Annotated in this window: 8 protein-coding genes and 1 riboswitch; of the genes, 2 read left to right on the top strand and 6 right to left on the bottom strand. The window is 59.0% G+C overall.

Annotation, left to right across the window (positions count from 1 at the left end; genetic code table 11):
* Nucleotides 1-53 precede the first annotated feature (53 nt).
* The gene (hldE, locus tag AP059_RS16630; protein ID WP_059763558.1) at nucleotides 54-1,475 is read left to right on the top strand and encodes a bifunctional D-glycero-beta-D-manno-heptose-7-phosphate kinase/D-glycero-beta-D-manno-heptose 1-phosphate adenylyltransferase HldE; all 1,422 of its coding nucleotides are present in this window, start codon (nucleotides 54-56) and stop codon (nucleotides 1,473-1,475) included.
* 36 nt (nucleotides 1,476-1,511) lie between these two features.
* Here hldE and AP059_RS16625 read toward each other — a convergent pair whose 3' ends face one another.
* The 4 genes from AP059_RS16625 to AP059_RS16610 all read right to left on the bottom strand — a co-directional run bounded on the left by AP059_RS16625 (nucleotide 1,512) and on the right by AP059_RS16610 (nucleotide 4,971).
* A complete protein-coding gene (locus AP059_RS16625) occupies nucleotides 1,512-2,474 on the bottom strand; it encodes a hypothetical protein (protein WP_059763556.1) in 963 nt (320 codons plus the stop codon).
* Between the two features lie 41 nt (nucleotides 2,475-2,515).
* On the bottom strand, nucleotides 2,516-3,328 hold the full coding sequence (locus AP059_RS16620; protein ID WP_059763553.1) for an aldo/keto reductase: 813 nt from the start codon (nucleotides 3,326-3,328) through the stop codon (nucleotides 2,516-2,518).
* Nucleotides 3,325-4,503, bottom strand: a complete 1,179-nt coding sequence (locus tag AP059_RS16615) for an NAD(P)/FAD-dependent oxidoreductase (RefSeq protein WP_059763551.1) — start codon at nucleotides 4,501-4,503, stop codon at nucleotides 3,325-3,327. Before AP059_RS16615 ends, AP059_RS16620 begins: the two co-directional genes overlap by 4 nt.
* Before the next feature lie 135 nt (nucleotides 4,504-4,638).
* Nucleotides 4,639-4,971: a DMT family transporter gene (locus AP059_RS16610; RefSeq protein WP_048364471.1), complete on the bottom strand. Its 333-nt coding sequence runs from the start codon at nucleotides 4,969-4,971 to the stop codon at nucleotides 4,639-4,641.
* 147 nt (nucleotides 4,972-5,118) lie between these two features.
* Between AP059_RS16610 and waaA the strand changes: the two genes are divergently transcribed.
* Complete coding sequence (waaA, locus tag AP059_RS16605) at nucleotides 5,119-6,393, top strand: lipid IV(A) 3-deoxy-D-manno-octulosonic acid transferase (RefSeq protein ID WP_059763549.1); 1,275 nt, start codon at nucleotides 5,119-5,121, stop codon at nucleotides 6,391-6,393.
* A 76-nt stretch (nucleotides 6,394-6,469) separates the two neighbouring features.
* Here the strand turns inward: waaA and AP059_RS16600 are convergent, their stop codons facing one another.
* Together AP059_RS16600 and AP059_RS16595 are read right to left on the bottom strand one after the other, a co-directional pair.
* Complete coding sequence (locus tag AP059_RS16600) at nucleotides 6,470-11,161, bottom strand: dermonecrotic toxin domain-containing protein (protein ID WP_059763547.1); 4,692 nt, start codon at nucleotides 11,159-11,161, stop codon at nucleotides 6,470-6,472.
* Nucleotides 11,162-11,328: 167 nt separating this feature from the next.
* Entirely contained in the window at nucleotides 11,329-12,765 is a 1,437-nt protein-coding gene (locus AP059_RS16595) for a TolC family outer membrane protein (RefSeq protein WP_059763545.1), read from the bottom strand.
* 173 nt (nucleotides 12,766-12,938) lie between these two features.
* Nucleotides 12,939-13,044: riboswitch (TPP riboswitch) on the top strand.
* Nucleotides 13,045-13,062 lie beyond the last annotated feature (18 nt).

Raw genomic sequence — 13,062 nt, 5'->3', positions numbered from 1 at the left:
CGTTCACCCTGTGTTAATATCGCGCCCCTGTTCATTTTGTATGTGGGTTCTCCATGAAGTTGTCCATGCCGCGATTCGATCAAGCCCCTGTCTTGGTGGTAGGCGATGTCATGCTCGACCGTTATTGGCATGGCGGAACCTCACGGATTTCCCCTGAAGCGCCAGTGCCGGTGGTCAAAGTCGAGCAGATCGAAGACCGTCCGGGCGGTGCTGCCAACGTTGCGCTCAACATTGCTGCACTGGGTGCTCCTGCCTCGTTGGTGGGCGTGACCGGTGACGACGAAGCCGCCGACAGCCTGGCCAACAGCCTGCAAGGCGCGGGTGTTCGTGCACTGTTCCAGCGCATTGCGCACCAGCCGACCATCGTCAAGCTGCGGGTCATGAGCCGTCACCAGCAACTGCTGCGTATTGATTTTGAAGAACCCTTTGCCACGGATGCACTGGCACTGGGCGCTGAAGTCGACAACTTGCTTGAAGGCATCAAGGTGCTGGTGTTGTCGGACTACGGCAAAGGTGCGTTGAAAAACCACCAGGTGCTGATCCAGGCCGCACGCGCCAAAGGCATCCCGGTGCTGGCCGACCCCAAGGGCAAGGACTTCTCGGTGTACCGGGGAGCCAGCCTGATTACGCCCAACCTGAGCGAGTTCGAAACCATCGTCGGCGGTTGCGCCGATGAAGCCGAGCTGGTGTCCAAGGGCGCCAAATTGATGGCTGACCTCGATTTGGGGGCATTGCTGGTGACGCGTGGCGAGCACGGCATGACCTTGTTGCGCCCAAACTTTGCGGCCATGCACTTGCCTGCGCGTGCGCGTGAAGTGTTTGACGTGACCGGCGCGGGTGACACCGTGATCTCTACGCTGGCCGCGGCCATCGCTGCGGGTGAAGAGCTGCCCCACGCCGTAGCGCTGGCCAATCTGGCTGCGGGTATTGTGGTGGGCAAGCTGGGCACGGCGGCCATCAGCGCCCCGGAACTGCGTCGTGCCATACAGCGCGAAGAAGGCTCGGAGCGCGGTGTCTTGAGCCTTGATCAGCTACTGCTGGCCATCGACGATGCACGCGCTCACAACGAAAAAATCGTCTTCACCAACGGCTGTTTCGACATTCTGCACGCGGGGCATGTGACCTATCTGGAGCAGGCGCGTGCCCAGGGTGATCGCTTGATCGTTGCGGTTAACGATGACGCTTCTGTGAGTCGCTTGAAAGGCCCGGGTCGCCCGATCAACAGTGTCGACCGGCGCATGGCGGTATTGGCCGGACTGGGCGCGGTGGACTGGGTCATCAGCTTCCCCGAAGGCACACCGGAAAACCTGCTGGCTCAGGTCAGGCCCGACGTGCTGGTCAAAGGCGGTGACTATGGTATCGACCAAGTGGTGGGTGCTGACATCGTGGCGTCTTATGGTGGAACAGTGAAAGTGCTGGGTCTGGTTGAGAACAGCTCGACCACGGCCATCGTCGAGAAGATTCGCGGTCAGTGATGAGCGCCTTGCCCTAACCCTCCCTCCGGGAGAGGGTTAGGGGCTTTTGGTTTTCACCACCTTCTTGAATATCTGCCGTGCCTTTCCCGTCAAGCGCTTAAGCCGCGACTCTTTACCCGCTTCGCTCAAGCCCTGCTGTTTGAGCCAGTCCTTCCAGCGAATCCGCTCATCGCGCACCACCCAGCCGTCCTGCGGCGCAAAGCTCTCCGCCAAATACAGCCCGCGTGTACTGGCAGCCTGCAAACGGTCTTTGCTCAGGGTGTACAACTCGGCACACGGCTGGCCGTCGGTCAGGGGGATGAGGTACAAATCAGGCCGCTTTCGATCCAGTCGGGCCACCAACTGATCACCCTCCAAACGCTCATCGACATGAAACAAACTCAACGATTTGGCTTCTTTGGGCACTTCAAGGCGCAGGTCATAGATCAGTTGCAGGGACGCAGTGGGTAAATGCACATACGCTCTGGGGCGTTCGAGCAAAGGCTGGCTGCCACACCGTACGGGCCGCGCCGCGCCTGAGTTGGGCGTCAGGCGAAAAGGCAGCGCTTCGCGGTAATGCAGTGCGCTGATGTAGGGCGCTGGAAGCCATGTCTCATTAAAACGACCCCCCAGCCAGCCTTCCGGGGTTTCGAGCAGGCACTCTTCAGCCACCTCCTGAATGGCCGTATGCAACGGCAGATTCACCTCGTGGGCCGGCACGTAGCCTGAGATCAGTTTGAGTACGACGTCGCCACGGTCCTGACGCCGTTGGCGCACCAGCACCCAATAATCACGGCCTTGCCAGTGCAGCGTCAGGCGTACGGACACGCCCAGGTTCGCCAGCTCCAGGCCAAAACGCTCGGTGTCGGTCACATTGACCTGTCGGCGCTTTTGCAGGGTTTGGGCAAAGTTGAGCGGCATGCCGACGCTTTGATAGCTCAGGCCTTCAGGCGTGGCTTCGACGAACAGCGGCAAGGTTTTGAAGTCGCTGGGGTTCTTGCGGATGAGTGAACGCGGCATGTCGGCTCCTTCTTGCGTCGGGGTCGGCCGCGTCGGCGGCATCAGGATTTGCGCAGCACCTGCGCAACAGTTGCCACGTTATGGGCCAAGTGCAAAGGATTAATGGTGCCGACAATAGCACTGGCAACCCCGTGATGGCCAAACACCAGTTCGAAGCTGGCGCGCACCGGGTCCACCCCCGGACTTAAGCAGACGTGGCCACTGGCCAAGGCTTTTTTGACCAAAATCGCTTTGCCGTGAGCGGCGGCGTAGTCGATCACCGTTTTTTCGGCCTGCTCGTTGAGGTTGTAGGTGACCATCGCACAGTCGCCGGTTTCCAGGGCTTTAAGGCCGCCTTCTACGGTTTTGCCCGACAAGCCAAAACCACGAATCTTACCTTCACGCTTTAACTCGGCCAACGTTTGGTAAACCTCACATTCATTGAGAATCGCCAGGTCATTGCCGTCGGAATGCACCAGTACCAGATCAATGAAATCCGTTTCCAAACGTTGCAGGCTACGTTCGACCGAGCGCCGTGTGTGGAGCGCGCTGAAGTCGTGGCTTGAGTCACCGTTGACGAACTCTTCGCCAACTTTGCTGACGATCACCCAGTCCTGACGTTGGCCGCGCAGCAGCGGGCCAAGGCGTTCTTCACTACGCCCGTAGGCGGGCGCGGTGTCGATCAGGTTGATGCCCATATCGCGCGCCAGCTTGAGCAGCCTGCGCGCGTCGTCGTCATCCGGGATCTGAAAGCCGCTGGGGTACTTCACCCCTTGATCACGGCCCAGCTTGACGGTGCCCAACCCCAGTGGGGAGACGAACAGACCGGTGCTGCCCAGTGGGCGATGCAGGTCGTGCAAAGTCGCCTGGCTCATGGCAGCAATTGCTCCCACGCAGTTTTACACAGTGCAGGGCGCGGCAAATCAGCAGGCAGGGCAGGGGTCTGGCCCGGTTTGATGCCGTCATGTTCCAGTGCTTGCAGCACGCGATCCGAAAAGTCAGGTGCCAGCGCCAGCTTGGTGGGCCAACCCACCAGCAGGCGGCCCTGGTCGGCGAGGAATGCATTGTCCGGGCGCACCAGCCCTGACTGGGCTGGCTCAGCGCGATTGACCCGTAACGTCGCCCATTGCGCCTGGCTCAGGTCGACCCACGGCAGCAAATGGCCCAACTCTTTTTGCGCCACGGCGATCTGCTCGTCAGGTTCACGGGCCACGCCATCGGCTTCGGCAATGTCACCGCCCAAGTACCACACCCACTCGCCATTGGCTGCCGGGTGCGTGGTCACGGTGATGCGCGGCTTGGGGCCGCCCCCCAGGCAGTGGGCGTACAAGGGTTTCAGGGTCGGCCCTTTGACCAGCACCATGTGCAGGGGTCGCAACTGTTGAGCGGGCACGCTGATACCGGCGCTCGCCAGCAACTCGGCATTCCCGGCGCCAGCGCTGAACACAATGCGCTGCGCATGAATCTCGCGGCCGTCGACCCGCAGGCCCACCAGTTCGTTGTGCTCAAACAGCGGTTCGATGACGTGCCCGGCCAACAGGCCATCGCCCGCCAACGTTGCCAGGCGTTCGATCAGGCTCGGCACGTCGACCACCAGTTCGGCCAGTCGATACACCTTGCCCTTGAAACGCGGGTCTTGCAGCGCAGGCGGTAATTGATCGCCCTTGACCTGATCCACGCGGCCGCGCACGGCTTTGCTGGCAAAAAAACTGGTGAGGTTGCCAGCCAGCGTGCCCGGTGACCACAGATAGTGGGCTTGGGAAAGAATGCGTACGCCGCTCAAGTCCAGCTCGCCGTCACCGGCCAGGGCTTCGCGCCAGCGACGCGGCATGTCGGCAATGGCTTCGGATGCGCCGGTCAGCGCGCCGTGCAACGCATATTTGGCGCCGCCGTGAATGATCCCTTGAGATTTCACACTTTGGCCGCCGCCCAGGCTTTCGCGCTCGACCACCAGGGTCGAAAACCCTTGGGCACGCAGGCGTGCATTGAGCCAGAGGCCGGCAATACCCGCGCCGACAATCAGCACGTCGGTGGAAATAACAGATGGCATGGGCGACCTCAGCGTTCAAAGACAAGGCCGGGAGTATACAGCCTGATCCTCAACCTGGCCTTTTCCCTGTCGCAGCTTGATCTGTGCTGCGCGAGGCTGCGCTCCTCAGGCGGTTGTTCCAGGAGGTGGCGTGTTTCAGTGGCCGGCGGTTTTGGAGAACAACTGAATGACCACCACGCCCAGCACGATCAAACCCATGCCCAAGATGGCGGGTACATCGAGTTTCTGGCCGTAGATGAATAAGGCGGCGATGCTCACCATCACAATCCCCATACCGGCCCACACTGCGTAGGCAACGCCTACGGGAATGGTGCGCACCACCAGTGTCAGCATCCAGAAGGCGGTGGCGTAACCGGCAATCACGAGGACAAGTGGCAGGGGGGTGCTCAAACCCTTGATCGCTTTCATCGATACGGTGGCAATCACTTCGGCACAAATGGCGATAGCCAAGTAGTAGTAAGCGTTCATGATGAGGTCCTGAATATGAGGCGAGGCAATTTAACAGCAAGGCATTCTAGAGGTTGTAAAAGTGTGTAGCCGTTTTTTATTTCGCCGGGCGATGGTCGTGTTCGGTGCCATCATTGTGCGTGTCGTTTTCAAGTAAACTCCGCGCCCATGAATAGAACTCTGTACACCTTGTTGTTTCATCTGGGGCTACCACTGGTGGCGATTCGGTTGTGGCTGCGAGCGCGCAAGGCGCCTGCGTACGCCAGGCGAATAGGCGAACGCTTTGCCTTGAACCTGCCCCCGATGCAGCCGGGCGGGATTTGGGTACACGCGGTGTCCGTGGGTGAAAGCATTGCCGCTGCGCCGATGATTCGGGCGCTGCTCACGCGTTATCCACAGTTGCCCATTACGGTGACGTGCATGACGCCGACAGGTTCAGAGCGTATTCAAGCCCTGTTTGCCGATGAACCGCGCATTCAACATTGCTACCTGCCTTACGATTTACCGTGGGCGGCCGCGCGTTTTCTGGACCGGATCAAGCCCAGGCTCGGCGTCATCATGGAAACCGAGCTGTGGCCCAACCTTATCCACCAATGTGCCAAGCGCGGGATCCCGGTAGCGCTGGCCAATGCGCGCCTGTCGGCCCGTTCGGCCAAAGGTTATGCGCGTTTTGCCCGCCTGACACGGCCGATGCTGGAAGCGATGAGCCTGATCGCCGTGCAGACTCAAACCGAAGCCGAGCGTTTTCGCCAGTTAGGCGCACGACCTGAGTGCGTAGAGGTCACGGGTTCGATCAAGTTCGACCTGAGCATTGATCCTCAACTGTGGGTCAAGGCCCGCGAGCTGCGCGAGCAATGGCAGGCGCAAGAGCGCCCGGTATGGATCGCGGCCAGCACCCATGAAGGGGAAGACGAAATCGTTCTGGCGGCGCATCGGCAATTGCTCGCCCATTATCCGAATGCCTTGCTGATGCTGGTGCCGCGTCACCCTGAGCGCTTCAACAGCGTATTTGAGTTGTGCCAGCGTGAAGGCTTTGTGACGGTGCGTCGTTCGCAACACACGCCCGTCAGCGCTCAAACTCAGGTACTGCTGGGTGACACCATGGGCGAGCTGCTGTTTTTGTATGCGGTGGCAGACAGCGCCTTCGTGGGCGGCAGCCTGGTGCCCAACGGCGGGCACAATGTGTTGGAGCCTGCGGCGTTGGGCAAGCCGGTATTGAGCGGGCCTCACTTGTTCAACTTCCTGGAAATCGCCGCCCTGTTGCGTGAGGCTGGCGCGTTGGAAGAAGTCGACGATGCGCCCGGTTTAGCCGTGGCAGTGCAGCGTTTGTTTGAGTTGCCACAAGACGCGCAACGCATGGCTGAGGCTGGCCTGAAGGTGATGCAGGCCAATCAGGGAGCCTTGCAGCGTTTACTGGCCGGATTGGCCCGACTGCTTCATTGATCTGTTCCAAAGGCCAGGCTGCCTCGATGATTCATGGCTCGCCTGGCCTTTTGGGGCCGTTCAAAACTTGACCTGTTCAGGGCGCCAAAGGCAGAAACCAGCGCTCTGCCAGCAGCTTGCCGATCTGGCCTCGATGCACGTTAACAATGGCATGCCCGCTTTGTGCGTTAGCCAGTTGTGAGTAGTAGCTCTGCTTGCGTTGTGCTTTGGTTTTCAAGTGGGCCACGGTGTAGCTCTGCTTGGGGTCTGTGGTCTCGGCGTAATGAAAGTGCGCATACCACAGAGCAAAGCCTTTCTTGTCGTTGACCGTGTATTCCTGAATGAAGTCACGGCGCTCGCCCTGTAACGCCAGGCGCTCGCCCAGCCTGGCGATCTGTACATGGCCTTGATCCAGCAGGTATTGCAGGTTGCCGTGGGTGGGCGCTAATTGCAGGCTTAATTCGATACGCAGCGTCTTGCCTTCATGGGTGAAGGTTTTAGCGGCCAGTCGCATATCGTCGATGAGGGTCTGATCGCCTGGCAGTTGTGCCGAATGGGGCTGGGCCTGGTAGGCGTGGTGCAGCTCGGTGGCCAAGGTGTCGAGTCTGGAGGCTTCAAGGTTGAACAGCTCTTCGATCTCTACGGGGTGTTTGCACTGGGCCTTGTATTGCCTGGCCTTGTATAGCTGCATTTCGAACATGGCGTAGAGCTTGCGTGCGTCGCCTTTGATGACGTTCAGAGCGCGTGTCGCCGCAGTCGGTTTGGCGCGTACGGTTTCGATCTCGACCCATTCTTCGCCCTGTTGTGAATACGTGGACAGCAACTGGTTGTCGTAGGCAGAGCGAATTTCTATGACCTCTATCGGCCATTCGGCTCCGGCAGGCTTGAGGTCACCAATCAACGGGCCCTTTTCGCGGGTATTGATCACTTTTTTCTGCGGCTTTCCGGACGCCGAAGGGGTGCGTTTGCGTGAGCTTTTGCGCGGTGCGGACGTGGGTTTGATCTCGCCCGCCAACTGCGCAACGACATCCTGATACAGCTCGTTCAGTAACTGTCGCAATTGTTCGAAGTACGCCGGCTCAAGTTCCTCGGCGTGTACCAGGCTGATGCCCTGCAACGCGTCCAGTGCCTGGCCGTACTGGCTGACCAGACTGTCCAGCACCTCAAGGCGTTTACTGGGAGGGAACTCAAAGCTGTTCAGCTCGCCGTGGGTGCGTAAATGCACCTGAAGCGGGTCGATCGCCTCATCCAGACCTCTCTCGACCAGGCGTGTGGCCATCACTTTTGTGCTGGCCAGTTTCAGGCAGCTCATTTGGAAGCTTCTGAGGGTCAGGGGTGTGTGTTCATTCGGGGAAAGTCCTGATGCCAAACCGTTAGCAACTTCGGCACCTGCTTCGCTGAGGGTGGACAGTTGCTCCAGTGCACTGTTCCTGCGTTCCAGGTGCTGGATACTGCGCGTGTTGAACTCCACCTGCTCCCTCATGTACTGCATAAAGCCTTCAGGGTCCGCTTCACTGGCCGGCTCTAACTCGGGGCTGGGTGTGGTGAATGTCGGCCATTTTTTGACTAAAAAGCGTTGCTCATAAAGGCCATTGGCCAGGGCCTTATTTTTGTTATCGAAAATCTTTTCTAGCAGAGAGAGCACAATCCTTGCACTCAGGGGGATGCCCAGCTCGGTGCGTTCTTTTTGGCTGTCCAGCAGTTGCTGATAAATGTCGAACTGGTTTTTTAATGCGCCGTTGAACCGATCATTCAGGGTCGCAAGTTTTTCAAGTGCAAAATGCTGATCCGCTCTGGCCGCTTGCAGGGCGGATTGAATGATTTCGACCGTTCGATGCAGAGGTTCTTCTTGCTGGAACGTCGCTTGGAGTTCGGTTTCCAGTTGGGCCATGCGGGCGGCTTTTTTCTGTTGGAAGGCGGCAATTCGCTTGGGTCCCATGCCGCCTTGCAAGCGCAAACGCAGGTCAAGCGACCACTGACCTTCATCGTTGACCTTCACGTTAGGGCCAGGGTGAGCCGAGTCCGATGGCGACAAGATGGTGGCCGTCCCGTCTGTATTTAGCGCAATGGCGTACAGCTGCTGATCGAGCAACACATGCCATTTGTTTTGAAACAGATAGAGCCCTTTGTGTGGCCCGCTTGATTGCGGTACAGGCAGCGGATCGGGTGCTGGGACGCTGTACAGCTGCAAACGCTCGCGTTGGCTGGGCGTGAGGCGATTGCGGGCGCTGGCAAAACTGAAGTCCAGGGCTGTACTTTCTGTATTGGGGAAGTCGCCCGGCAGGGCAACAATGCCCTCCAGTACTTTTGGGAAGGGCGGTTCAGGCCACAGTTCGGCGATGGGCGAGGGCGCAAACGGGCGCAGGGTTTTTTTGCTGAGGGCACCGATCCCCCGAGCGCGTTGCGGTGCGGCCACCGGATTGAGGTGAAACAGCAGCATCCCCACATTGAGTAACACATCGGCCGCGGCCAGTTCCCGTTCGGTGGCGTCGTCGCTGGCGAGTGCCGGTATGTCCTGGCGGGCGGCACTCGCTACGCTCAGAAACCACCCTGCCAGCATGAGCGGGCGAGGCAAACCGGGGAGTAGCAGCAAGCTATTGAAAATCAGGTTGCCACCTTCAAACAGCGCCTGCCAACGGCTTTCACGGTTGGACACCGATTCGGCGCTCGCCTGATCGACCAATGCCCTGGCGTTGCAGCCATACAGGTAGAGCGTCAACTGGTCATTATTCATAAATTGCAGCAGCTCGTTACTGATGCCGTTGGTTGCAAGACGGGCTGGCGCAGGGACTTCGAGTGGATCAAATTCACTGCCCAATCCAAATCGCACGTAGTGCGGTTGGGTGAATCCGCCGTTGTCATAGATGGGCCGGGCAATATCGTTTAGCCAAGTCAGCACGCTGTTTTGCAGATCCCCAGGCTGGGCGATGGCGTCCAGCAGGGCGGAACGTGTGGGGAACTCAAGCAGCGACTGGGTATAAAACGGCCGATACAACAGGTGCGGTCCCTTCTCCACGTCACTGGGTTCAATGATGTACATGTTGTTGACGATATCGGGCAGCGCCTCGGGTTTGCGTACCAGTGCCAGACGTCGAATGACGATCGGCAGCCCTTCAAGTTGACGTTCGGTGGTGCCGGGTTCCATCAGTGCCGCGACATAACGGGCACCGAGCGGTGTAATGGCGTGTTCTTTTTTGAGGCTATGTTCCAGTGCTTGCAGCGGTAATTGCACGCGTAACTGTTCGGCAAAAAGCTGTTCACGCACCTTGGCCTCGGGGGTGTCGCTCAATAACAGGTTTTCCAGCTGTTGGGGGTAGGCCTGGCCGATGTTGACCTGCTCAATCAAACCCTCGCGGTGTGTGATGTAAGCGGGTGTGAGCCACTCGGGCAACGAAACCCCAAGGCGATGGCGCAGCGTCAAGACCCCCTTGGGACGGCCAATCAGATTTTTCAGTGACAGCTCGGTCAGGGTCATGGTGATGCGTTCTACGATGCCGACGGTATCTGGCAGGCCGGTTGCAATGAGGAACGTCAACTCAATGTCGTTGGGGTCGAGCATGCTTTCGGGCGCGCGGGCAGAGGGGCTCGGCTCGAATGTGATCTGGTCACGCACCATCTGTTGATGCAACACCTGCGCTGCATAGGTACGGATATCGGCAATGTTGTTGAGGTAAGTTTGCCCCCTGCTGTTTTTTTTGGCGCGAGCCCACGCCACGCTGTATTGGCGATAGAGGGCCTGAGTCGCGGGGCTGGCTTGCACCAGCCAGTCGGGAAGCTGCTGTTTTAGCGTATTGAGGGTGTAGAGGTCGGCAGTTGGCGCATTGGCAAAGAACAGCGAGGTGTCAGTGATGTCGTCAAAAACGGCTTGCAACCCCTGCCAGCCCACAGTCGTGGGCAGTGTGAGTGCTCCCAGTTTTTCTGATTGACGGTTCTGGATGGCAGCGGCCTGAACGTCGAATACATTGCCATCCAGTTCGAACCGCGTGATATGGATTTCATCGGCGGTATAAAGCCGGTTAATTCGGCGGCTCCATGCCTTGCCCAGCTCGTCCAGCGACGGGTAAGCACTGATGTTGCCGTCAACTCTGAATATCAGCGCCTGATTGGCGCTCTCCAATACAACGCTGGGGCTTAGCGCTGAGCGTCGGGTGCTGTTGTTGATCAAGCTGGTCTTCAGCCAGTAGGCCCGTGTAGCCCGCTCCCCGTATTGGCGTGTGCGGTCTTCGGAGACTGGGAACAGGATCACTTGGTTGATGGCATCCCGTGCGTTGTTGGACAAGTTTGTTTGCTTCAGCACGCTGATGCTCAGTGTGTCCTTGAGGGTGTCACTGAGCCACTGCCAGCGGCTGATGCCTGTTGCGTGCGAGGGCGCCGCCCAGAAGTCGTTCAATGCGTTTTGCAAACCAATAGGCAGGCGCCAGGTCAGTTCCTTGACGGCCTTTTCGATGTCTTGCATGTCCAGCTCGCCTTGATCGGGCTTGAGCCTGTTCGGCGCGTCATCGCTGAGGTAATAGGGCTGCGCATTGACAGGGCTCAAATCCAGCGCAGTGCCACTGCCCAGGTAGTCCATGACCCGTTGCATGAACGGTTGCAACTCCCAGCCCCCGTTTGGCATGGGCACGGCCAGTTGGGTGCGGGTGAGGTCGATTTTCAATGTCGGGCAGGTTTGAGCAATGGCCTGCGCAAGCATCTGGCGGGTAATCGATTCAAGCGAGGGGGCAGCAGCGAATTGTGCCTTCACTGCGGTGGCGGTGGGCGCGACGGGTATCGCAATAGAAGGTGATGGCATGGGCGTACCTGTATTGAATTCATGGAGGTCACACGACCGGTGTCGTATTTACCTCTGGAACTCTCAAGGACGGGTGGTATTGGTATATACCACCCCCTGATGTCGCGGATTTCAGCCTCGTGTGATGCCTCAACGACGACAGGTTTAGCGCCCGTGATACTCGACCATCAATTACCGGGGGAGCGCATGTTGGCTTCTGCGGCCTGTGCCAGGTCAGGCGGCAGAAAGTCTTTGTCAGGGTTGTAGTCAGCTTTCAAATAGCGCGACAACGCGTCCAGATCGCCGGGGTTCAGCGTGCCAGCCACTTGCTTGAGGCGCAGGTTGTCGAGGATGTAGTCGTAGCGGGTGTTGTTGTAATCGCGCACGGAGTTGTACAGCTGGCGCTGGGCGTCCAGCACGTCAACGATGTTGCGCGTGCCCACCTGATAGCCGATTTCTGTGGCTTCCAGCGCGCTCTGGTTGGAGATGATCGACTGCTTGCGCGCTTGTACCTGCTCAACGTCGGTGTTCACTGCGCGGTGCAGATTGCGGGTGTTTTCGACCACCTGGCGGCGCAGGCCTTCGCGCTGTTGCTCGGTTTGATCGAGCCGCGAGTACGACTCACGTACCTGCGAGCTGGTCAGCCCGCCGCTGTAGATCGGAATGTTCAACTGAATGCCAATGCTGCGTTGCGAGACGTCCCCGCTGTAGCGCTGCTGCAAGGCATTGGGGTTGCTCAGGCCAAAACCGTCGTTGTCGCCGGTTTTGTACTGCGCCACGGCATCGAGGGTCGGCGCGTGGCCGGCCTTGCGTTGCTTGAGGGTTTCTTGCGCGGCATCCACGGCGAAATTGCTGGCCAGCAAATTCAAGTTTTGCTGGGCTGCGGTTTCAACCCAGATTTTCGCGTTGTTGGGTGAAGGCGGCAGGATCGGCAGCGTGTGGCGCATGCCTTCAATCGAGTTGTACTGGCGGTTGGTCAGGGTGATCAGCGCCTCAAAGGCGTCATCGACCTGGCGCTGGGCCACAATCCGGTTGGCACGCGAGGTGTCGTAGCTGGCCTGGGATTGCAGCACATCGGTCTTGTCTGACAGACCCACGTCAAAGCGCTCACGGGACTGGTCGAGCTGGCGCTTGAACGCGGCTTCTTCAGCCTTGGTTGCGGCCAGCGTGTCTTGGGCGCGCAGTACCGAGAAGTAGGACTCGGCGGTTTGCAAAATCAGGTTTTGCTCGGTGGCCGACAGTTGCAGCGCTGCCTGTTCGTTGACCGACTCGGCGGCTTTGAGCTGGAACCAGCGGTCAATGCGGAAGATCGGTTGGGCCAGGGTCGCCTGATACACCACGGCACTGCGGGTGGTGGTCAGCGAAGGCTGGTCGATGGAGGTGCGCACACTGCTCGACTCGGCACCGCCCGACAGATTAGGCAGCAAACCGGCGCGGGCCTGCGGCACGACTTCTTTTTGTGCTGCGTAGTTGGCGCGTGCCGCCGCCAGGTCGGCGTTGTTATCAACGGCTTCGTGATACACGCTGACCAGGCCATTTTGGCTGGCCAACGGGGCCGTTGTCTCCAGCGCCATTGCGCTGGTTGCCCAAGACACGGCGACAGCCAGTGAGAGTTTGCGCAGCATGAGCGATCCCTAGTTCAAGAATGCGGAAAATGAACCCCCGAGTCCGACTCGTGGTTTCAAGACGTAGCGAGTGTAGTAGCCGTGACACCTTGCAACAATGCTCTTAGTACGTCTTTACGTAACGTTAAAAAATCAGGGGTTGGCGTTCAGGGTCACTCTTGTCTAGACTGGCCGGGTTCTTGTCGGGGTGCCTTGCTATGAGGCTGAGATCGAATAATTTCGGATCCCGTTGAACCTGATCAGGTTAACGCCTGCGTAGGGAACAAGATTTCTCGTCACCCGGCGAGTCCTCTTGAG

The organism is Pseudomonas sp. TAA207 (assembly GCF_001529285.1).
GTDB lineage: Bacteria > Pseudomonadota > Gammaproteobacteria > Pseudomonadales > Pseudomonadaceae > Aquipseudomonas > Aquipseudomonas weihenstephanensis.
Note: the sequence above shows the minus strand (reverse complement) of the source record. Positions and strands in the feature narration are given on the sequence as shown.

Excerpts from the sequence above, each read along its gene's own strand:
- AP059_RS16610 (WP_048364471.1), bottom strand. The coding sequence starts at position 4,971 with ATGAACGCTTACTACTACTTGGCTATCGCCATTTGTGCCGAAGTGATT.
- waaA (WP_059763549.1), top strand. The coding sequence starts at position 5,119 with ATGAATAGAACTCTGTACACCTTGTTGTTTCATCTGGGGCTACCACTG.
- hldE (WP_059763558.1), top strand. The coding sequence starts at position 54 with ATGAAGTTGTCCATGCCGCGATTCGATCAAGCCCCTGTCTTGGTGGTA.
- AP059_RS16600 (WP_059763547.1), bottom strand. The coding sequence starts at position 11,161 with ATGCCATCACCTTCTATTGCGATACCCGTCGCGCCCACCGCCACCGCA.
- AP059_RS16625 (WP_059763556.1), bottom strand. The coding sequence starts at position 2,474 with ATGCCGCGTTCACTCATCCGCAAGAACCCCAGCGACTTCAAAACCTTG.
- AP059_RS16615 (WP_059763551.1), bottom strand. The coding sequence starts at position 4,503 with ATGCCATCTGTTATTTCCACCGACGTGCTGATTGTCGGCGCGGGTATT.
- AP059_RS16595 (WP_059763545.1), bottom strand. The coding sequence starts at position 12,765 with ATGCTGCGCAAACTCTCACTGGCTGTCGCCGTGTCTTGGGCAACCAGC.
- AP059_RS16620 (WP_059763553.1), bottom strand. The coding sequence starts at position 3,328 with ATGAGCCAGGCGACTTTGCACGACCTGCATCGCCCACTGGGCAGCACC.